26 protein-coding genes are annotated in these 18,620 nt (G+C 69.5%); all 26 read left to right on the top strand.

Annotation, left to right across the window (positions count from 1 at the left end; genetic code table 11):
* Positions 1–2: 2 nt before the first annotated feature.
* Positions 3–422, top strand: a complete 420-nt coding sequence (locus Q0L89_RS04930; RefSeq protein WP_296763022.1) for a hypothetical protein — start codon at positions 3–5, stop codon at positions 420–422.
* Positions 423–530: 108 nt separating this feature from the next.
* The gene (locus Q0L89_RS04925; protein WP_296763021.1) at positions 531–971 is read left to right on the top strand and encodes a DUF1320 domain-containing protein; all 441 of its coding nucleotides are present in this window, start codon (positions 531–533) and stop codon (positions 969–971) included.
* The gene (locus Q0L89_RS04920) at positions 971–1,450 is read left to right on the top strand and encodes a phage virion morphogenesis protein (RefSeq protein WP_296763019.1); all 480 of its coding nucleotides are present in this window, start codon (positions 971–973) and stop codon (positions 1,448–1,450) included. Before Q0L89_RS04925 ends, Q0L89_RS04920 begins: the two co-directional genes overlap by 1 nt.
* Positions 1,447–2,004: a hypothetical protein gene (locus Q0L89_RS04915; protein ID WP_296763018.1), complete on the top strand. Its 558-nt coding sequence runs from the start codon at positions 1,447–1,449 to the stop codon at positions 2,002–2,004. The genes Q0L89_RS04920 and Q0L89_RS04915 overlap by 4 nt, the downstream gene beginning before the upstream one ends.
* Positions 2,004–2,453 (top strand): phage baseplate assembly protein V, encoded by a 450-nt coding sequence (locus tag Q0L89_RS04910; RefSeq protein WP_296763016.1) that lies wholly within the window; start codon positions 2,004–2,006, stop codon positions 2,451–2,453. Before Q0L89_RS04915 ends, Q0L89_RS04910 begins: the two co-directional genes overlap by 1 nt.
* Complete coding sequence (locus Q0L89_RS04905; RefSeq protein ID WP_296763014.1) at positions 2,453–2,791, top strand: GPW/gp25 family protein; 339 nt, start codon at positions 2,453–2,455, stop codon at positions 2,789–2,791. Before Q0L89_RS04910 ends, Q0L89_RS04905 begins: the two co-directional genes overlap by 1 nt.
* Positions 2,788–3,690 carry a baseplate J/gp47 family protein gene (locus Q0L89_RS04900; RefSeq protein ID WP_296763012.1) on the top strand — a complete coding sequence of 301 codons (903 nt, stop codon included), beginning with the start codon at positions 2,788–2,790 and terminating at the stop codon, positions 3,688–3,690. Before Q0L89_RS04905 ends, Q0L89_RS04900 begins: the two co-directional genes overlap by 4 nt.
* Complete coding sequence (locus tag Q0L89_RS04895; protein ID WP_296763010.1) at positions 3,683–4,696, top strand: phage tail protein I; 1,014 nt, start codon at positions 3,683–3,685, stop codon at positions 4,694–4,696. Before Q0L89_RS04900 ends, Q0L89_RS04895 begins: the two co-directional genes overlap by 8 nt.
* An 8-nt stretch (positions 4,697–4,704) precedes the next feature.
* Positions 4,705–5,142 (top strand): hypothetical protein, encoded by a 438-nt coding sequence (locus Q0L89_RS04890; RefSeq protein WP_296763008.1) that lies wholly within the window; start codon positions 4,705–4,707, stop codon positions 5,140–5,142.
* A gap of 12 nt (positions 5,143–5,154) precedes the next feature.
* Positions 5,155–6,072: a hypothetical protein gene (locus tag Q0L89_RS04885; RefSeq protein ID WP_296763007.1), complete on the top strand. Its 918-nt coding sequence runs from the start codon at positions 5,155–5,157 to the stop codon at positions 6,070–6,072.
* Between the two features lie 7 nt (positions 6,073–6,079).
* Entirely contained in the window at positions 6,080–6,430 is a 351-nt protein-coding gene (locus Q0L89_RS04880) for a hypothetical protein (RefSeq protein ID WP_296763005.1), read from the top strand.
* A gap of 6 nt (positions 6,431–6,436) precedes the next feature.
* Positions 6,437–7,516 carry an SUMF1/EgtB/PvdO family nonheme iron enzyme gene (locus Q0L89_RS04875; RefSeq protein WP_296763003.1) on the top strand — a complete coding sequence of 360 codons (1,080 nt, stop codon included), beginning with the start codon at positions 6,437–6,439 and terminating at the stop codon, positions 7,514–7,516.
* A gap of 73 nt (positions 7,517–7,589) precedes the next feature.
* The gene (avd, locus tag Q0L89_RS04870; RefSeq protein WP_296763001.1) at positions 7,590–7,946 is read left to right on the top strand and encodes a diversity-generating retroelement protein Avd; all 357 of its coding nucleotides are present in this window, start codon (positions 7,590–7,592) and stop codon (positions 7,944–7,946) included.
* Positions 7,936–8,229 (top strand): hypothetical protein, encoded by a 294-nt coding sequence (locus Q0L89_RS04865; RefSeq protein WP_296762999.1) that lies wholly within the window; start codon positions 7,936–7,938, stop codon positions 8,227–8,229. The genes avd and Q0L89_RS04865 overlap by 11 nt, the downstream gene beginning before the upstream one ends.
* Positions 8,229–9,320: a reverse transcriptase/maturase family protein gene (locus tag Q0L89_RS04860; RefSeq protein ID WP_296762997.1), complete on the top strand. Its 1,092-nt coding sequence runs from the start codon at positions 8,229–8,231 to the stop codon at positions 9,318–9,320. Before Q0L89_RS04865 ends, Q0L89_RS04860 begins: the two co-directional genes overlap by 1 nt.
* A 51-nt stretch (positions 9,321–9,371) precedes the next feature.
* Positions 9,372–10,907, top strand: coding sequence for a phage tail sheath subtilisin-like domain-containing protein (locus Q0L89_RS04855; RefSeq protein ID WP_296762996.1), 1,536 nt, complete (start codon positions 9,372–9,374; stop codon positions 10,905–10,907).
* 12 nt (positions 10,908–10,919) lie between these two features.
* Entirely contained in the window at positions 10,920–11,417 is a 498-nt protein-coding gene (locus Q0L89_RS04850; RefSeq protein WP_296762995.1) for a phage major tail tube protein, read from the top strand.
* A gap of 12 nt (positions 11,418–11,429) precedes the next feature.
* Positions 11,430–11,735 carry a phage tail assembly protein gene (locus Q0L89_RS04845; protein ID WP_296762994.1) on the top strand — a complete coding sequence of 102 codons (306 nt, stop codon included), beginning with the start codon at positions 11,430–11,432 and terminating at the stop codon, positions 11,733–11,735.
* Between the two features lie 26 nt (positions 11,736–11,761).
* A complete protein-coding gene (locus Q0L89_RS04840) occupies positions 11,762–11,902 on the top strand; it encodes a GpE family phage tail protein (RefSeq protein ID WP_296762992.1) in 141 nt (46 codons plus the stop codon).
* Positions 11,899–15,543 carry a phage tail tape measure protein gene (locus tag Q0L89_RS04835; RefSeq protein ID WP_296762990.1) on the top strand — a complete coding sequence of 1,215 codons (3,645 nt, stop codon included), beginning with the start codon at positions 11,899–11,901 and terminating at the stop codon, positions 15,541–15,543. The genes Q0L89_RS04840 and Q0L89_RS04835 overlap by 4 nt, the downstream gene beginning before the upstream one ends.
* Positions 15,530–15,934 (top strand): phage tail protein, encoded by a 405-nt coding sequence (locus tag Q0L89_RS04830; RefSeq protein ID WP_296762989.1) that lies wholly within the window; start codon positions 15,530–15,532, stop codon positions 15,932–15,934. The genes Q0L89_RS04835 and Q0L89_RS04830 overlap by 14 nt, the downstream gene beginning before the upstream one ends.
* On the top strand, positions 15,931–16,143 hold the full coding sequence (locus Q0L89_RS04825) for a tail protein X (protein WP_296762988.1): 213 nt from the start codon (positions 15,931–15,933) through the stop codon (positions 16,141–16,143). The genes Q0L89_RS04830 and Q0L89_RS04825 overlap by 4 nt, the downstream gene beginning before the upstream one ends.
* The gene (locus tag Q0L89_RS04820; RefSeq protein WP_296762987.1) at positions 16,140–17,123 is read left to right on the top strand and encodes a phage late control D family protein; all 984 of its coding nucleotides are present in this window, start codon (positions 16,140–16,142) and stop codon (positions 17,121–17,123) included. The genes Q0L89_RS04825 and Q0L89_RS04820 overlap by 4 nt, the downstream gene beginning before the upstream one ends.
* 77 nt (positions 17,124–17,200) lie before the next feature.
* Positions 17,201–18,019: an APC family permease gene (locus tag Q0L89_RS04815; RefSeq protein WP_366937896.1), complete on the top strand. Its 819-nt coding sequence runs from the start codon at positions 17,201–17,203 to the stop codon at positions 18,017–18,019.
* Entirely contained in the window at positions 18,016–18,261 is a 246-nt protein-coding gene (locus tag Q0L89_RS04810; protein WP_296762986.1) for a DUF2484 family protein, read from the top strand. Before Q0L89_RS04815 ends, Q0L89_RS04810 begins: the two co-directional genes overlap by 4 nt.
* Positions 18,262–18,300: 39 nt before the next feature.
* Positions 18,301–18,620: hypothetical protein (locus tag Q0L89_RS04805; RefSeq protein WP_296762985.1), on the top strand; the 320-nt coding region annotated here is incomplete at its 3' end.

Raw genomic sequence — 18,620 nt, 5'->3', positions numbered from 1 at the left:
TCATGGCGGCGCGTGTATCGGCCCCCGGCGTCACGGGGCACATCTGGCGCTGCGGCGTCCGGCTGACCGACAAGGGCGCGGTGTTCGAGCGCGGCGCCTTCACCGCCCGCGAGTGGGCGCGGCTGCGCGCCGACCCGGCCGTCAAGGTCGAGCCGCTGGACGAGGCGGCGCCCGAGGATGTGGCCGAGGCCGAGGAGAACACCCTCGTCGAGGACGAGGCGCCCGGCCCGGTCGACGAGCTCGTGCGGGTGATCCCGGGGCTCGAGCCCGGGGACTTCACCCAGGACGGCCAGCCGCGCATGCGGGCGCTGCGTGCGGCCCTGCCAGGCATGGACGACGCGCTCATCACCGACGAGGCCCGCGACGAAGCGATGCGCCGGCTGGCGCAGAGCGGCTTCCGGCCGCCCGGCGAGACCGGCTGACGGCCGAGGAAATACCCGAGAGGGGGGGCGTCGCCGACCCCCCCCCCCGCAGTGAAAGGCGGGTCCTGGGCAGGACCTTAAAAGGCCCGTTTTGAAGAGGTTTCACACATGGCCTATGCCACGCAGAGCGACATCACCGACCTCTACAGCGCCGACGCGCTCTACGTGGCCGATCGCGACGGCGACGGCACGGTCGAGACTGACGCGGTGGCCCGGGCGCTCGAGCAGGCCAGCGACGAGATCGACAGCTACCTCGCCGTGCGCTACCGCCTGCCGCTTCCCGAGGTGCCGGGCATCCTGCGCCAGATCGCTGTCGACTTCGCGCTCTACCGGCTGGCGCTTTCGCGCGACGTGCTCTCGGATGAACATCGCCGGCGCTACGAAGACGGCCGCGACCACCTCAAGCGGATCGCCGATGGCCGGGCCGCGCTGCACATGCCTTCGCTCGAGGCCGACCCCGACGGCGATGGCGAGGGCGACGGGCCCACGCCCGTCGTGCGCCACGGCCCCGAGCGGCTGTTCTCGCGCGACAAGATGCGGGACTTCTGATGGCTGTCACCCTGACCACCGAAGGCATGGAGGCCGCGCTCGACGGGCTGCAACGCCTGGCGGGCTTCGACGCCGCGCAGATCCTCGACGAGGTCGGCGCGATCGTCGAGGACAGCACGAAGGTGCGCGTCGCCGACGAGAAGACCGCGCCGGACGGCACGCCCTGGGCCGACTGGTCGGCAGGCTACGCCGCCACCCGGCGCGCCCAGCACTCGCTACTCGTGGCCTCGGGCAACCCGGGCCTGCTGGAAAGCATCCAGCGCTACGCCACCCCGACCGAAGTCGAGGTCGGCAGCAACATGGTCTACGCCGCGGTGCACCAGTTCGGCGCAGCCCAGGGCGCGTTCGGCAACACATCGCGCGGCAGTCCCATCCCCTTCGGCGATATTCCGGCGCGCCCCTATCTGGGGCTGTCGGACGATGATCGCCAGGAGATCGAGACCTTCGTCTCCGATCGGCTGGGGGGGCTGCTGCAATGAGCGAAGTGCGCGACGATCTCCTCGCCACGCTGCCCGATGTGGTCGCCACGCAGGTGGCCACGCGGATCCCCGATCTCGCCGAGTGCCGCGGCATCGCGGGGCGGTTTTCCGTGGGCGAGCTGCGCAAGCAGTCGATCCGCCATCCGGCCGTCCTGGTCGCCCATCTCGGCGCGCGCCAGGAGCAGGACTGGACCGGGCCGCATCACGGCTTCCTGCTCGACATGGCCGCCTTCGTCATCACCAAGGACCGGCTCGGCCTGCCCCGCGATGCGGCGGCGGCCAATATCGGGCAGGTGCTGCTGAGCATGATCCCCGACAACAACTGGGGCGAGAGCGCACTTGGGCAGGCCCGGGCCGTGCGCCTGCAATCGCTTGTCACCCCGGAGACGCGCGACGCGGCGACGAGCCTCTGGGCGGTCACCTGGTCGCAGCCGGCCGTGGTGCAGGGCTACACGACGCCCGAGCCGCTGGCGATCGAGCTCTATCTCGGCCAGGCGCCGGAGGTCGGGGCCGGACACGAGGGCGACTACACCGAGATCGGAGGGGCGAACTGATGGCCGGGTTCCAGCACGCCGAGGCCGATCGCCGGGCCACCAACATCGTCCAGGTCGGCGCGGTCACCGCGATCGAGACCGGCACCAACCGCGCGCGTGTGCGCATCGGCGGGCTCGACACCCAGCCGCTGCCCGTCACGCAGCTGCGCTCGGGGACCGTCCGGTTCCAGTGGATGCCCTCGCCCGGCGAACAGGTCGTGGTCTATGCCCCGCGCGGCGACATGGAGCGGGCTTTCATCGGCCCTTCAATCCCCGTTGACGGGGGCGCGGTGGCACCCGACGCGGCCACCCCGACCATCGATCTTGGCGGCTCGATCCTGTCGATCATCGGCGACATCAAGATCGACGGCACCGTCACGGTCACCCAGGACGTGATCGCCAACGGCATCAGCCTGGTCAATCACACCCACCCCGAGAGCGTCGGCTCGGTCACAGGGAAGCCGCAGTGATGGCCGGGCTCGCGACCACATCCCTTCGCCGGATCGGTGACATTGAGCACCTGGAGCAGTCGATCGGCGATATCCTGATGACGCCGGTGGGCAGCCGCGTCATGCGGCGCGATTACGGATCGCGGCTGGCGGAGATCGTCGACCAGCCGATGAACGGCGAAACGGTCGTCGATATCTTCCTTGCCACCGCCGAGGCACTCGCCGAGTGGGAGCCGCGCTTCCGGGCGCGCCGCGTCCAGGTGGAGCGCGCCGAGGCCGGGCGCTTCGACCTGGTGGTCGAGGGCGATGTCGCCGGCGTCAACCGGGTGGTGCGCACCGCCCTGGGAGGTGGCGCGTGAGCCGCTTCGTCCAGATCGACCTGTCGGCGCTCACGCCCCCCGATGTCGTCGAGACCCTCGACTACGAGGCGATCGTCGCGGCCATCAAGGCGGACGTCGAGGCGGCCGCGCCGGAGCTCGCCGACGTGCTGGCGCTGGAAAGCGAGCCGGCGGTCAAGCTGATCGAGGCATTCGCCTATCGCGAGCTGCTGCTGCGCCAGCGCGTCAATGACGCGGCCGAGGCGGTGATGCTGGCGCGCGCCACGAGCTCGGACCTCGACAACCTCGCGGCGCTCTTCGGTGTCGAGCGGCTCACGATTTCGCCCGGTGATCCGGAGGCCGTCCCGCCCATCGCGGCGGTGATGGAGACCGACGACGCGCTGCGCCAGCGCGTGCAGCTGTCGCTCGAGGCACAGAGTGTGGCCGGGCCCGAGGGTGCTTATCTCTTCCACGCTCGCGCGGCCGACGAGCGCGTCCGCGACGCCAGCGTGATTTCGCCCGGCGCCGGCGAGGTGCTGGTCACCGTGCTCGCATCGACGGGCGACGGCACCGCGCCGCAGGACCTGGTGGACGCGGTCGAGGCGGCCGTCGGGGCCGAGGATGTGCGCCCGCTGACCGATCATGTCACCGTGTCCAGCGCGGCGGTGGTCGACTACACGATCGAGGCCGAGCTCACGCTCTATCATGGCCCCGACGCCGATGTGGTCGCCACCACCGCGCGCGCCTCGGCCGAGACCTTTGCTGCGCGTCATCACCGGATCGGCCACGACATCACGCGCTCGGGTCTCTTTGCCGCGTTGCATGTCGAGGGCGTCCAGCGCGTCGAGTTGATCCAGCCCGCGGCCGACATCGTGGTCGATGACACCCAGGCCGCCCATTGCGGCGCGATCTCCGTAAGCGTGGGGGGGCGCGATGTCTGAGTTTGCCGCTCTTCTGCCACCCAGCGCCACCGACGCAGAGCGCGGCGTCGAGCGCACCGGGCTGCGGCTCGACGAGATGGCTGTGCCGGTGCGCCACCTGTGGAACCCCGACACCTGCCCGGCCGCGCATCTTCCCTGGCTTGCCTGGGCGCTCTCGGTCGACAACTGGGAGACCGACTGGCCCGAGGCGGTCAAGCGCCAGACGCTGCGCCGCTCGGTGGCCGTGCATCGCCGCAAGGGCACGCCGGCCGCGCTGCGCGATGCGCTGGAGGCGATCGGGTTCGCGGATGTCGAGATCGACGAGGGACTGCCGATCGCGCGCTACGACGGCACTGAAACCCACGCTGGCGCCGAGACCCATGGCGGCGGCACCCGCTGGGCCATGTTCACGCTCCTGCTCGACCTGGGCGAGTGGCGCGGGCTGAGCGACGAGGGTGTGGCCCGTGTCATCGACGCGGTCGGGCGGGTCAAGCCCGTGCGCTCGCACCTCGCCGATCTCGCCTTCCGGGTGGGCGTGGCCGACACCGCCGAGCTGGCCGAGAGCGCCGAGACTGAAGTCGCGCATACCGCGTCCGACGTCCTGCCCTGGGGGCGGCGCCATGATGGCGCGACGCAGCACGACGACGCGGTGCGACTGGCGCATGACGGGGCGCAGGATCACGGCGGGGCCGTGGCCTATGCCGGCTGGACCGACATCGAGGGGCGCCACGACGCCGTGCGCGCGCGGACCCGGATCGGGATCGACCTCGGCCAGTCCGACCGGATGGAGATCGCGCCCAGGCATGACGGCCGGTTCCGGCACTCGGGGATCACGCATGGCGCAGGCCAGCCGCCGGCGGCCGACATGGCGATGCCGATCCGGCTCACGCGCCACCGGCTGCATGACGGCCGGCACCGGCATGCGGGCGCGCTCCATGATGGCGCGCTGAGCTTCGACGCAAGCCAGTCCCACTGGGCGGGCATCTACCACAGCGGGGCAGAGACCACCGCGATGACGGCAATGTGAGGGGCACAATGCAGGCAACCGACAAGCTGACAGTGAGGGGCGCGCTCGACATCACCGTGCGCAGGCGCGGCGTGATCATCGAGCGGATCGCCATGCCCAACATGATCCTCGAGGCCGCCCGCTTGGGTCTGGCGGCGCTGATCGCGGGCGACGGCGCGGGCAAGGATATCGCCGAGATCGGCGTGGGCACCAATGGCGACGGCCCGGCGCCCGGCGATACCGGGCTGACCGGCGCCTTCACCAAGCCGGTGAGCGGCTTTGCCTACCCGGCTGCCGGCGAGGTGCGCTTCGACTGGCGCCTCGAGACCACCGAGGCCAACGGGCTGGCGATCCGCGAGTTCGGCCTGATCACGGCCGACGGCACACTGTTTGCGCGCAAGACCAGGCAACCGATCGAGAAGGCCGACGACATCAGTCTCGACGGCAGCTGGACCATCATCTTCTAGAGGGGAAACAACATGGCGAACCTACCCGAAAACGCCTCCTGGCCGAGCGGCATCTACCAGATCGAAACCACCGACCCGGTGGTTGGCGGCCCGGACGGGATTGATAACGTCCAGGCCAAACAGTTGGCCAACCGGACCGCCTGGCTCAAGCAGTACGCGGACGAAGTGGCGCAGGCACGCGGTGACAAGGCGTCGCTCGGCGCCCGGCTGGATCTGCTGCAGGCGTTGGCGCCCGAGCACCAGGTGGCCATCATCGCCGCGACGCAGGAGGCGCTCGGCCTGGCCGGCGTCCTGTCGCGCGAGATCGACGTGATCCGCAACCGCGTGCTCGCCCAGGGCGAGGTGGTGCTCAAGAACAAGCACGTCATCTCGGGGATGGTGCTGAGCAAGTCGGGGATCCGCGCGCTGGATTTGTCGCAGAGCGGCACTGTGGGCAGTGGATCGTCGCGCGCCTGGATCGACGGGCTGACCATCACGCTGGCAGACGAGGCGACCCACGTCTCGGTGCCGACCAACGAGACCGACGAGGCGGTGACCTACTACGCCTTCCTGCATGACGGCCCCGGCGGCTACGGCGTCGGCGTGGCCCAGCAGGTGCCCGATGACGGGCTGGTGCTCTACCGGCTCGACCTGCCCGCGAACGACACGGCCGGGGATCTGTCGGCGGTCACGCTGACCGACCTGCGCGTCGTGCGCCCGCAAAGCGGATGGTGGGTCGACGCTGCGCCCTTCGTCTCCGTCGCCTTCGCCGAGGCGCTGCCCGCGGCCGATTACGGCGTCGAGCTGGAGGTCGAGGGCGCGACCAATCTTGCCGGGGTCGGCGCGCTGACTGCCTACGACAAGGCGCGCAACGGCTTCAAGATCAAGGCCAGCGGCTCGGCCGACAACATCCGCATCCGCTGGACCCTTCTCAACCCCCGCTACCAGTGAGGCTTAAATGAACGTTCAACACATGACGAAGGGCCGCGTGCTCGACCACCACCTTGAGGGCACCGAGCTGCATATCGGCACCCCGGCGCAGGTCATCGACCTGGCCGCGCGCGAGCGCGACGCCGAGGTCGTGATCGGCCTGCGCGCCGACGCCGCCGGCGGGCTCGACCCCGAGGGCGACCTGCACGCCGCCACGATCATCATCCCGCCGCGCCGCTACGAGATGGGCGAAGTCACCGAGGAGAGCGACGGCGAAACCATCACCTACCAGGACCGTGTCGCCCAGCCGCTCAATCTCGCGGCCGTGACGCTGCAGCTCTACGGGCTGCCGGACCTGCCCACGGAAACCGAGGAGTAAACCACAATGTCCATCATCATTTCCGCCCCCGATGCTTTCCGGCAGTCGGTCGAGGCCGCCTCGGGCGGCGTCAACACGGTGCTCTACGACGATCGCGGTTACCCCTCGATCATGTGCGTCGTGCCCCGCTTCAATATCGAGGACATCGACCCCGCACTGGGCGCCGGCGTGCATCCGGCCTTCACGATCGACGGCGCGCAGAAGTCCGAGATCATGGTCGGCAAGTTCCAGGCGACGATCCACGACGATCGCGCGCTGTCCCTGCCCGGCCAGGACCCGGCGACGAGCATCAACTTCGACACGGCCGACCAGCGCTGCGCCGACAAGGGGCCGGGCTGGCACATGATGACGAATGCCGAATGGTCGGCCGTGGCACTCTGGTGCTGGAAGAACGGCTTCATGCCGCGCGGCAACACCGACTACGGCCGCGACTACGACCAGACCTACGAGACCGGCCGGCGCCAGGATGGCGGCGATCCGGGCGACAACTCGGGCGTGGCGCGGACACTTACCGGGTCGGGCCCGGCAAGCTGGTATCACGACAACAGCCCGGCCGGCATCGCCGACCTCACCGGCAATGTCCATGAGTGGGTCCGGGGCTTGCGCCTGGTGGGCGGTGAAATTCAGATCATCGCCGACAACAACGCCGCCGCCACCGACGCCGATCACTCGGACACCAGCACGCTCTGGCAGGCGATCCTCCAGGACGGCTCGCTGGTCGCGCCCGGCACGACCGACACGCTGAAATGGGACGCGACCGGCGCTGCCGGCGCCGGCGATCCGATCCTCAACACCAGCGTCACCAGCCAGTCCGACGGCTCGAACTATGCGCAGGCGATGTACAAGGACCTGACGGCCGAGGCCGGCGTAACGGTGCCCGAGATCGCCAAGGTTCTGGGCCTCTTCCCGCATGCAGTCGATATGACGCGCGCGCGCTTCTACATGAACAACGAGGGGGAACGTCTGCCGGTCCGTGGGGGCTACTGGAGCGACGGCGTGGGTGCCGGCGTGTTCGCCCTCGTCCTGCACTACCCGCGTTCGTACGCGTACTCGCGCATCGGGTTCCGGCCCGCTTTCGCGATCTGAAATCCGCCCACCTGAAATCTGCCCGGGCGGGTGAAAACCCGCCCGGATAACACCAAGGAAAAGGCCCGAACCAGTGGATGATCTGAAGATCAGGCGCAAATGCGAAGAGATGATTGCCTACGGCTATGTCGCGCTGCGGCAGTTCCCGAAGGCGGAGCGTCACGTCCTGAGCCAGGAAATCCGCCAGACCATGTGGCGGGTGCTGCGGCTGATCATCATCTGCAATCGCCGCTACCACAAGAAGACCACCATGCAGGACCTCGACGGGGATCTCGACTTGCTGCGCAGCCAGGTGCGGCTGTCGCGTGAGCTGCAGTATCTGCCGTTCCGCAAGTACGAGGTCTGGAGTCGTCACCTCGACGAGCTCGGGCGCATGGTGGGCGGCTGGTTCCGGAGCCTCAAGCAAAGGGGTGCGGGCAATGTGGCTTGAACGTCTGCCGATCCGTGGGGGCAACTGGAACAACGGCGTGAATGCCGGCGTGTTCGCCCTCAACCTGAACAACCCGCGTTCGAACGCGAACTCGAACATCGGGTTCCGGCCCGCTCTCGTGGAATGCCGGAAGGCGGTGCCTCACGGGGCGCCGTCCAGCGCACCCTCGAAAGGCCCCGTATCCCTCGGCCAAGCGCCGGAAAAAATGAACAGGCCGGGGCGGGACAGTAGCGCATGCGCGACCCTTCGCGCCGGCCGCCCCAATCTCTCGGAGGCCGCGTGATGGCCTGCACCTACAACAACCTCTTCGAGCGGATCGCGGATTTCGAGGCGCTGCATCGCGCCTGGGGCCGCGTGATCCGCGGCCGGCGCGCCCAGGCGGACGTACTGCGCTTCGAGCGCGATCTCGAGCCCAACCTGATCGCGCTGCAGGAAAGCCTGCTGGCGGGCACCTACACCACAGGACCTTACCGGAACTTCAAGGTGTTCGAACCCAAGGAACGTGCGATCTCGGCTCTGCCGCTGAAGGATCGGATCGTCCAGCACGCCCTGATCGAGGTGATCGAGCCCATCTGGGAGCGCCGCTTCATCCATGACAGCTATGCCTGCCGGCCCGGCAAGGGCGCCCATGCCGGCGCTGACCGGGTGCAGGCCATGCTGCGCGCCGTCCAGCGCGAGGCGGGCTGCATCTACGTGCTCAAGGCCGACATCGCCAAGTACTTCCCGTCGGTGTCGCACGATGCGCTCAAGCGCCTCCTGCGCCGCCGCATCGCCTGCGCACCGACGTTGCGCCTGATCGACGACATCATCGACAGCACCGCCGAGCCCGGCGATCCGCTGCCGCGCGGCATCCCGATCGGCAGCCTGACCTCGCAGCTTTTCGCCAACATCTATCTCCACGAGCTCGACGGCTTCGTGAAGAACGACCTGCGCGTGCAGCGGTACCTGCGCTACATGGATGACTTCGCGGTCGTGGATCCCGACAAGGCCCGGCTGCATGAGCTGCGCCGCGAGATCGACGGGTTTCTTTACGCGCACCTGGCGCTGCGCCTCAACGGCAAGACGCAGGTCTTTCCCGTCCGCCCCGGCGGTCGGTCACTGGATTTCCTCGGCTACAGGATATGGCCCACGCACCGGCTTCTGCGCCGGGACAGCGTCGGCCGGATGCGCAAGAAGATGAAGCGCATGGCGCAACAGTATCACGCGGGCCAGATCGACATGGATCGCGTGCAACGCGTCGTCGCCAGCTGGGTCGGCCATGCCGCCCATGCCCAGACCTACACGCTGCGCCGCCGAGTGGTCAGCGGGCAGGTCTTCGTCCCGCCGCCACGCGAGGTGGCACCCCACGAGCCCGAAAGGAGGCAGTGCGCATGAGCTCCCGCCTGATTTCACGAACCCTGAACACGCTCTTTAAAGGAGGCTTCAATGTCTGAGCAGTTTCTTCACGGGGTGGAGGTCGTTCAAATTGACGACGGCCTGCGCCCGATCCGTACCGTCCGCTCCTCGGTGATCGGGGTGGTGGGCACCGCGCCCGACGCCGCCGGCGCCACAGCGGCAACCCTGACCCTGGGCTCGACCGCGCTGGATACCGCGCTCACCTTCACCGCCCAGACCGCCGGCCTCGACGGCAACCTGATTTCCGTCGCGTTCACCGACCCCGGCACGATCAGCGCCGCGATCGCGGTGACCGTGGATGGCAACGCCATCTCGGTGGCGCTGGCGACCGACCTCGAAGGCGCGATCACCTCGACCGCGGCCGACGTCAAGACGGCGATCGAGGGCGATGTCGATGCCGCTGCCCTGGTGGCGGTCGCACATGCCGGCACCAGCGACGGCTCCGGTGTCGTGCGCGCCAAGGCGGCAACCAAGCTGGCGGATGGCGCCGCCGAGCCCTTTCCGCTCAACACGCCGGTGCTCATCGCGGGCAGCCGGCGCGAGGCGGCCAAGCTCGACGCGACCGACCAGGGCCTGGGCACGCTGCCCGCCGCGCTCGACGCGATCTTCGACCAGGCCGGTGCCGTCGTGGTGGTCGTGCGGGTCGAGGAGGGCGCCGACGACGCGGAGACGCAGGCCAACATCATCGGCGGCGTCGACGGCGTGACCGGCGACTACGAGGGCCTGCAAGCCCTCGCCGCGGCCGAGAGCATCGTGCATGTCTCGCCGCGCATCCTGATCGCCCCGGGCTTCACCCAGAACACCGGCGTGGTCAGCGAGATGATCGGCATCGCCGGGCGGCTGCGCGCGGTCATCATCGCCGACGGGCCGAACACCACCGACACCGAGGCGATCGAGTATCGCGGCGAGTTCGGCTCCGATCGGCTCTATATCGTCGACCCCTGGGTGACGGTGTTCGACACGGTGGCCGCCAAAGAGGTCGTGGCCCCGGTTTCGGCGCGGGTGGCGGGCGTGATCGCGCGCACCGACGCCGACAACGGCTTCTGGTGGTCGCCCTCGAACAAGCTGATCAACGGCATCACCGGCACCGCCCGGGCCGTGTCCTTCGGCCTGTCCGATCCGAACTCGCGCGCGAACATCCTCAACGAGAACGAGGTGGCGACGATCGTGCGCAAGGACGGCTACCGCCTCTGGGGCAACCGCTCGACCACGGCCGATCCGCTCTGGGCCTTCCTGAGCGTGCGCCGCACCGCGGACATGATCTACGAGAGCGTCGAGCAGGCGCACCTGTGGGCCATGGACCGCCCCTTCTCGGGGCAGCTGATCAACGACATCCGCGACGGTGTCGATGCCTACCTGCGCCATCTCAAGGCGCTCGGCGCGATCCTTGGCGGGCGCGTCTGGCTCGACCCCGAGCTCAACACCGAGGCCCAGCTCAAGGCCGGCAAGCTCTATCTCGACTTCGACATCGAGCCACCCGCACCGCTCGAGCACCTCACCTTCCGCGCGCATCGCAACGGCGAGTACTACGAAGAACTCGTCGCCGATGTTGCCCAGGCCAGCTAAGGAGACCGGCAAATGGCATATCCTCGTACTATCCGCAACTTCAACGCCTTCGTCGACGGCACAAGCTATTTCGGCCGCGTCGATGAGGCGAAACTCCCTCCGGTCACCCTCAACACCGAGGCGCATCGTGGCGCGGGCATGGATGGCCCCGTCGCGATCGACATGGGCATGGAGGGCATGCAGTCCGAGATCACCTTCGCCGAATGGGATCCCGCGCTGCTCAAGTCCTTCGGCCGGCGCACGCGCTTCGTCATGCGCCCCGGCGCCATGGGCGAGGATGATTTCTCGGCCGACACCTACATCGCCACCCTGGGCGGGCGCATCAGCGTCAACGGCCCCGAGGATCTGAAGGCCGGCGACAAGTCGACCCTGAAGATCACCATGGAGGTCGACTACTACCGCCTCGAAAAGGACGGCGAGGAGCTGTGGGAGATCGACATCGAAAACGGCGTGCGCGTCATCGGCGGGGTCGATCAGCTCGCCGAGCTGCGCCGCGCCATGGGCATCTGAGGGGGTTGAGCCATGAGTGACAAGACCAAGACGACACGGCTGAGCCACCCCATCAAGGTCGGCAACAAGGAGATCCACGAGGTCGAGGTCACCAAGCCCTCGGTCGGCGCGCTGCGCGGCCTGAAAATGACCGACGTGCTGCAGATGGATGTCACCGCCCTGATGACGCTCCTGCCGCGCGTGACGCAGCCCGCGCTCGCGCCCGACCAGGTGGCCGCGCTGGACCCGGCCGACTTCACCGACCTGTCCGGAAAGCTTCTGCTTTTTTTCGCGCGGGCCGAGCAGCTGGAGGGGCTGGCGCCACAGGGGAGCGCCTGAAGCTCCCCGATGACGTGGAAGAGGCCATGGCCGATGTGGCCATGGTCTTGAATGTCCAGCCGTCTGAAATGCTGGCCATGGAAATCGAAGAGCTTGCGCGCTGGCTCGCCATGGCGCGCGAGCGCAGGGAAGCGGAGGCGCGCGCGAACGGGGGCCCGAGACGATGAGCGATCTCAACATCGCCATGATCCTGAGACTGGTCGATCGGGTCAGCGCCCCGGCGCGGAAGGTCCGCGGGGCGCTCGGCGGCATCGCTGACAGCGCGACGCAGGCCGGCAACCGCGCCACCGCCTTCGCCGACCGGAACGTTGCGGCGCTTGACGCGCAGCGGGCTGCGATGCGCGGCTCCGCGCTGGAAACCGCCGCGATCGGCTACGGCCTTTACCGCGCGATGCAGCCCGCCATCGAGTTCGAAAGCGCGATGGCGGGCGTGCGGCGGGTCGTAACCTTCGACGATGAAACCGCCATTGAACGGCTCGGCGACGACATCCTTGCGCTGACCTCTTCGGGGGGGTTGCCGATGGCGGCCGAGGGCGTGGCCTCGATCATCGAGGCGGCCGGGCAGGCCGGGATCATCGACGATGCCCTGCCCGACGACGAGCGGCGCGCGCAGCTGATCGCCTTCGCCCGCGATGCGGCGCAGATGGGTGTCGCGTTCGATATGTCTGCCGCCCAGGCCGGCGAGGCCATGGCGCAGTGGCGCGGCGCGCTCGGGCTCACCCAGGAGCGGGCCCTCGGGCTTGGCGATGCGGTCAACCACATCTCGAACAGCATGAACGCGTCCGCGCCGGACCTGGTCCAGGTGATCCGGCGGCAAGGCGCCGTGGCGATGACCGCCGGCCTGGCCGAAACGGAGGTCGCCGCCCTGTCCGCGGCGTTCCTGGCGGGCGGGGCCAGTCCGGAGATCGCGGCCACCGCCCTGAAGAACTTCACCGGCGCGCTCACGCGCGGGGAGGCCATGACGGCGCGTCAGCGCAGTGTCATGGAAGGGCTGGGTTTTGATGCCACCGAGATGGCCGAGCGCATGCAGGTCGATGCGCGAGGCGCAATCACCGACGTGATGACCGCGCTCTCCGAGCTGCCGGACGCGCGGCGCGGCGCGGCGCTCTCGCAGCTCTTCGGTGAGGAAAGCATGGGGGCCATCGCCCCACTGCTCAACAACCTCAACCTGCTGCGCGAGAGCTTCGACCTGGTCGCCGACCCGTCGGACTTTGCCGGGGCGATGCTGGAGGAGTACGAGCAGCAGGCATCGACCACGGCGAACGCGGTGGCGCGGCTGCGCGGCTTCATCACCGCGCTCTCGACGACCTTCGGCTCCGTCCTGCTGCCCGAACTCAATGCCTTGCTCGAAGGTGTCATGCCGGTGGTGGGCATCTTCCGCGACTGGGTCGCGGAAAACCCCGAGCTGATCCGCCAGATCGGCATCGCCACGGCGGGGCTCTTCGCGATGCGGCTGGCCTCGCTCGCGCTGCGCTTTGCCGCCCTCACGGCGGCCGTGCCGGTGCTGCGCCTGATCGGTGCGGGGGGGCGGCTGGTGGCCTTCCTGCCGGTTCTGGGGCGCGCACTGCTGGCCCTGCTCAACCCCTTCGCGCTGGTGCGCGGGGCGATGATCGCCCTGCGCGTGGCGCTGCTGGCCAGCGGGATCGGCGCGATCGTCGCGGGCATTGCGCTTGCGGGTCTCTGGATCTGGAACAACTGGGAGGGGCTGCTGGTCTTCTTCCGGGGCTTCGGCGTGGGGCTGCGCGCCGCGCTTGGGCCGGCGGCGCCCCTGCTTGACTGGCTGGTGGATCGGGCGCGGGCGCTGGCCGAATGGGTCGGCGCCCTGGTGGCGCCACTGGATGCGAGTGCCGAGGCGTGGGCCGAATGGGGCGAGACGGCCGGGAGCTGGCTCGGCGGCGTAGTCGCCCAGCTGATCGAGTGGATCGAGGCATCCCCCGCCGTCGCCAAGGGCGTCGCGCTGGTTACTGCCGGCGTCATGGGGCTGCGCCTGGCGCTTCGCGTGGTGGCCCTGCCGCTGCGGCTGGCCGGGCGCCTGCTCGGCGGTGTGGTCGGGACGTTGGCGCGGCTGTCGGGGCTGCGCGCGCTGCGGCTCTCGCGACTTGTGAGGCCACTCACGTGGGGGGCAGCGCTAATTCCGCGCCTCACTGTTGCGCTGTTTCGCGCCCTCGCGACCGGCGGTCGGCGTCTCCTTGTGGTTGGACTGATCCGTCCGCTGGTGTGGACGGCAGCCCTTATTCCTCGCCTGGCCAGTGCGGCGTGGGTCGCGCTGGCTGTGGGCAGCAGGCTTGCCGTTTCTGCTTTGGTCGCGCCCTTGACATGGACGGCGGCACTCATCCCTCGTCTGTCGCCGCTGCGGTTCCGCGCGCTGGCGGCGGGCGGCGCGCGTCTGGCCGCCTCGGCGCTGGTCACGCCGCTCAGATGGGTCTCCAGGTTGATCCCGGCGATCGGCTGGGCGTCGCTGGCCGGCCGTCTGAGCTGGCGCTCGCTGATTACGCCCCTCGCATGGATCGGGCGCGGCGCGTTGCGCTTCATTCCCGTGATTGGCTGGGCCGCGCTGGCGGGCGAGCTTCTCTGGCACTTGCTCATCAAGCCCCTCGGCTGGGATGAGTACCTCAGCCTCGATGCGCTCAGCGGATACATCGAGGACATCAAGGAGTGGTTCACCTGGGAAAACCTGCTGGAGGTGATTTCCTGGGTGACGTGGCTGCCGATAGCCCCGTTCACCGCCCTGATGGAGCGGATTTTCGGGTTCGAATGGAGCGACTTCCTGCCCGACTGGAGTTGGAGCTTCATCGGCAGGATCGACTTCGGCGACCTGATCACATGGCCCGAGCCGCCCGCCTGGCTGCTCTGGCTGATGGGGCGCGACGACAGCCCGATCGTCGAGGCGCCGGTGGCGGCGGACATGCCCGGCTTCGACCGGCTCACGCCCGAGGTGCGGCAAGCTGCCGAAACGGTGCAGGCGGCGGCGGGGCGTAGCGCCCTGCCGGCGCAGCGCATCGCGGAGCTTCGAGAGGAGGCGGAAGTCACGCGCGCCGAGATCGCCGCGCTGGAGGATCAACTCACCGGCCCGATGGGGCCGGGCGACATGATGGCGTCGGGCTTGCGCCGGCAGCTGCTTGGGCGGGCCCAGGCGGCGCTGCAGGCGCTGGTCGAGCAGATCGCCGAGGCCGAGACGCAGTCGGATCAGCTGGAGGCCGCGCTCGCGCTTCTGTCCGACACCGAGGCGGCGCCGGATGTCAACATCACGTCGATCGAGCGCGCCCTTGAGCGTGTGCGCGAGCTGTCGGGCGCGCTGCGCACCCTTCCCGGCGGCACGGCCAACGGGGCGGCGCCGACAGGCACCACCAGCGGCGAGCCGCGCCCGGTCGGCGCGCGGGCGCTGGGCGGCTCGGTGCGGCCGGGCTTCGGCTATCGCATCAACGAGCAGGGCGAAGAAATCTTCGTGCCGGATGTCGCCGGCCGGGTGATCCCGGCGCGGGCGGCGCGCATGATCATGGCCGCCTCCATGGCGGGGGTGCCGGCGGTCGCGGCGGCCGGGGCGGTCGACATGCCCGCGCTGGCGTCGTTCAATCCGGCGACCATCGCGGCCGAGATGCCGAACATCGACCACAGCCCCAGCCTGGTGGGTACCGGGGGCGGGCGCCAGGTCGGTGGCGTAACGGTCGGCGATATTCACATCCACGCAGCGCCCGGTATGAGCCCGCAGGACATCGCGGCCGAGGTGCGGCGTGAGATCGAGCGCATCGGGCGCGAGAGCGGCGCGGAAAACGGCCTGCACGACGGAGGGCAGTATGATCGGGACTAGCTTGGTGATGATGGCGCTCGGCGCGTTCCGCTTCGGCGTCAACCATGCTGCCTACCAGTCGCTCACGCGGCAGGCGGCATGGCGGTGGGAAAAGCTCGACCGTGTCGGCCGCGCGCCGGCCCTTCAATACCTCGGACCGGACGCCCACGATCTGGTGCTTGAAGGGGTGATTTACCCGCACTTCAAGGGGGGCTTGCGACAGGTCGAGTTGATGCGCGCCACGGCCGATCAGGGGCGGCCTATGATGCTGGTCGACGGGCTCGGCTGGATCTGGGAGCAGTGGGTGATCGTCGGCGTCGAGGAGCGTAAGAGCTACTTCATGCGCGATGGCGCGCCGCGCAAGATCGAGTTCACGGTGACCCTGCGCGCTTACGGGGCGGACCTGCTATGACCACCTACACCACGCAGCAAGGCGACACCGTCGATGCCATCGCCTGGGCCGAGTACGGCGATGACGGCTACACGCTCGACCTCTTGCGCGCCAACCCAGGGCTCGCGGGTCGCGGCCCGATCCTGCCCGCCGGTGTCGAGGTGCGCCTGCCCGATAGCGTCACGGCGCCCGCGGTGTCGCAAATCCGGCTCTGGGGGAAAGAAGCGTGACGCCGGACTTCCTGATCGAGGCTGACGGCTCGGACATCACGCCGCTGGTGCGCGACAGGCTGGTGTCGCTGCGCCTGGTCGACGAGCAGGGCTTCGAGGCCGACCGGCTGGTGATGACGATCGACGATCGCGACAGCCGGGTGGCACTGCCCGCCAGGGAGGCGGAGCTGAAGCTGCGCCTGGGCTACCGGGAGACCGGCCTTTCGCCCATGGGGCTCTACGTGGTCGACGCGGTGTCGGTGGAGGGGCCCGTCCAGAAGATCACGATCCGCGCCCAGGCGGCCGACATGACCGGGCGCATCCGCGCGCCGAAGACGCGCGCCTGGGAGGACGTGACCCTGGGCGACATCGTGAAGAAGATCGCTGGCGAAGCGGGGCTCGAGCCGGTGGTCGGCGAGGACATCGCCACCACACATTACGACATGGTCGCGCAGACGGCGGAAAGCGACCTGCACCTCCTCACCCGCCTGGCGGAGGCGCTGGACGCGACGGCCAAGCCCTCGGCCGGGCGTCTCGTCGTCGTGCGCCGGGGGTCGAAGAAGACGGCCGAGGGTGGGGATATCCCGCCCGTGCCCCTGCCGCTCTCGCGGTTGGCGCGCTGGAACTTCGACCTGTCCGGGCGCGAGGTCTACAAGACCGTGAAGGCCGAATGGGCGGAGATCGGCGCCGGCCAGGTGCGCGTGGTCGAGGCGGGCGAGGGCGAGCCCATTCTCGAGCTGCGCGAAGTCTACGGCTCGGAGGAGGCTGCCAAGCGCGCGGCCGATGCCGCCCTCAACCGGGCGCGCCGGGGGCTGGGCAAGGGCACGCTCGAACTCGGCGGCTTCGACGCCGGGCTATTCGCGGGCGGACTGGTCGACCTTCCGGACATCCGGGCAGAGCTGTCCGGGGAGTGGCACATCCGGCGCGTGGAGCACGAGCTCGGCGCCGGCCTGCGCAGCCGGGTTGACGTCGAGCGCGGCGAGGATGAAGAGGGCGATTAAGCGGCCCTTAAAGGGGTGTTGAGCGCTCGCCCGAATAAAAGTCGTTTGCTGAAAAATTGCGTGTCAAACTCTGAAAAATTGCGTGTCACGCTACACTGGCGCTGATCGGCGTGGCGCTGATCGGCGTGCTGGAAAGCCTGGCCGTCGCCGCGGTGTTCACGGTGATCGAGGTGGCGGGCCTGGCGCTGGTGATCTGGGCCGGCGGCACGGCGCTGCCCAGTGCCGACTGGCAGATGCCCGAGGCCGTCGCCTGGGCCGGCATCGGGGCCGGCGCGACGCTGGCCTTCTTTGCCTTCATCGGGTTCGAGGACATGGTCAACATGGCCGAAGAGGTCAAACACCCCGAACGCACCATGCCGCGCGCCATATTGCTGTCGCTTGCCATCACCGCTGCGCTCTATGGGCTGGTGGCCTGGGCCGCCGTGCGGTCGGTTCCGGTGGACGATCTGGCCGGGTCCGAACAGCCGCTGGCGCTGGTATGGGCGCGCGCCACCGGCGGGCCGGCGGCGCCGCTGGCGCTGATCGCGGTGGCGGCGGCGCTCAACGGTGTGCTGGCGCAGATCATCATGGCCAGCCGGGTTCTGTTCGGGCTGGGCCGGCGCAGCGCCGCGCTTGGGGTGTTTCACAACGCCCACCCCCGGTTCGGCACGCCGGTGCTGGCCACGGCGCTGGTCGGCGCGGCGGTGCTGGCGGGGGCGCTGGCGCTGCCGGTGGCGGCGCTGGCCGGTGCGACCTCGGCGATCCTGCTGGGGGTATTCGTGCTGGTCAACGCGGCCCTGATCGGGGTGAAGCGTGAGCAGCCGCAGGCGTCGTTCCGGGTGCCGATGACGGTGCCGGTTCTGGGGCTCGTGGCCTCGGCCGCCGCGCTGGCCCTGCAACTGTGGGGCGGCGGATGAGCGTATCGCTGATCCTGGCCTGCCTGTGGGCGGTGGTCGCCAACGTGGCCGCGCTGATCCCGTCGCGCGACAACCTCTGGCGCCGGGCCTATTGGCTGATCGGCGCCGGCATCCCGATCCTGGGGCTGGTCACCTATGCCCACGGACCCTGGGCGGGGCTGCTGGTGATGCTGGGCGGCATGTCGATGCTGCGCTGGCCGGTGGTCTACCTGGGCCGGTGGCTCAGGCGGCGGGTGCGCTGAGGCTTTACCTTGCCCCGCGCGCGGGGCAGTCTGCACGCAATGGTCGAGATTGCGGATATCAAGGATGAGGACAGCCTGAGGGCGTGGCTGGAGGATCAATCGCGCGAGGTGTCGGTCTGGATCGCGTCGCGCGCCGCGGCGCGGCTGTTGCCCGTGTGGTGGGACGCGGTGCTGGATTGGGCGTACGAAGAAGATTTGACAGCTCTGCCGGTCTTGCGCAGCCTGTTGATAGCGTCGGTTGCGGCTGTTGGGCCAGCCGACGATATCAGGTCCGATGCCGCCGCTGCCGCCGCCGACGCCGCCGACGCCGCCTTCGTCTCCGCCGTTGACGCCGCCGCCGAGGCCGCCTTCGTCTCCGC

This window comes from Sediminimonas sp., from assembly GCF_024637375.1.
Classification (GTDB): Bacteria; Pseudomonadota; Alphaproteobacteria; order Rhodobacterales; family Rhodobacteraceae; genus Sediminimonas.
This window is presented reverse-complemented; position numbering and strand designations above follow the sequence as displayed.

Bases quoted from the DNA above. Each gene is read 5' to 3' on its own strand.
- Q0L89_RS04930 (WP_296763022.1), top strand. From the start codon at position 3: ATGGCGGCGCGTGTATCGGCCCCCGGCGTCACGGGGCACATCTGGCGC.
- Q0L89_RS04925 (WP_296763021.1), top strand. From the start codon at position 531: ATGGCCTATGCCACGCAGAGCGACATCACCGACCTCTACAGCGCCGAC.
- Q0L89_RS04920 (WP_296763019.1), top strand. From the start codon at position 971: ATGGCTGTCACCCTGACCACCGAAGGCATGGAGGCCGCGCTCGACGGG.
- Q0L89_RS04915 (WP_296763018.1), top strand. From the start codon at position 1,447: ATGAGCGAAGTGCGCGACGATCTCCTCGCCACGCTGCCCGATGTGGTC.
- Q0L89_RS04910 (WP_296763016.1), top strand. From the start codon at position 2,004: ATGGCCGGGTTCCAGCACGCCGAGGCCGATCGCCGGGCCACCAACATC.
- Q0L89_RS04905 (WP_296763014.1), top strand. From the start codon at position 2,453: ATGGCCGGGCTCGCGACCACATCCCTTCGCCGGATCGGTGACATTGAG.
- Q0L89_RS04895 (WP_296763010.1), top strand. From the start codon at position 3,683: ATGTCTGAGTTTGCCGCTCTTCTGCCACCCAGCGCCACCGACGCAGAG.
- Q0L89_RS04890 (WP_296763008.1), top strand. From the start codon at position 4,705: ATGCAGGCAACCGACAAGCTGACAGTGAGGGGCGCGCTCGACATCACC.
- Q0L89_RS04885 (WP_296763007.1), top strand. From the start codon at position 5,155: ATGGCGAACCTACCCGAAAACGCCTCCTGGCCGAGCGGCATCTACCAG.
- Q0L89_RS04880 (WP_296763005.1), top strand. From the start codon at position 6,080: ATGAACGTTCAACACATGACGAAGGGCCGCGTGCTCGACCACCACCTT.
- Q0L89_RS04875 (WP_296763003.1), top strand. From the start codon at position 6,437: ATGTCCATCATCATTTCCGCCCCCGATGCTTTCCGGCAGTCGGTCGAG.
- Q0L89_RS04865 (WP_296762999.1), top strand. From the start codon at position 7,936: ATGTGGCTTGAACGTCTGCCGATCCGTGGGGGCAACTGGAACAACGGC.
- Q0L89_RS04860 (WP_296762997.1), top strand. From the start codon at position 8,229: ATGGCCTGCACCTACAACAACCTCTTCGAGCGGATCGCGGATTTCGAG.
- Q0L89_RS04855 (WP_296762996.1), top strand. From the start codon at position 9,372: ATGTCTGAGCAGTTTCTTCACGGGGTGGAGGTCGTTCAAATTGACGAC.
- Q0L89_RS04850 (WP_296762995.1), top strand. From the start codon at position 10,920: ATGGCATATCCTCGTACTATCCGCAACTTCAACGCCTTCGTCGACGGC.
- Q0L89_RS04845 (WP_296762994.1), top strand. From the start codon at position 11,430: ATGAGTGACAAGACCAAGACGACACGGCTGAGCCACCCCATCAAGGTC.
- Q0L89_RS04840 (WP_296762992.1), top strand. From the start codon at position 11,762: ATGGCCGATGTGGCCATGGTCTTGAATGTCCAGCCGTCTGAAATGCTG.
- Q0L89_RS04835 (WP_296762990.1), top strand. From the start codon at position 11,899: ATGAGCGATCTCAACATCGCCATGATCCTGAGACTGGTCGATCGGGTC.
- Q0L89_RS04830 (WP_296762989.1), top strand. From the start codon at position 15,530: ATGATCGGGACTAGCTTGGTGATGATGGCGCTCGGCGCGTTCCGCTTC.
- Q0L89_RS04825 (WP_296762988.1), top strand. From the start codon at position 15,931: ATGACCACCTACACCACGCAGCAAGGCGACACCGTCGATGCCATCGCC.
- Q0L89_RS04810 (WP_296762986.1), top strand. From the start codon at position 18,016: ATGAGCGTATCGCTGATCCTGGCCTGCCTGTGGGCGGTGGTCGCCAAC.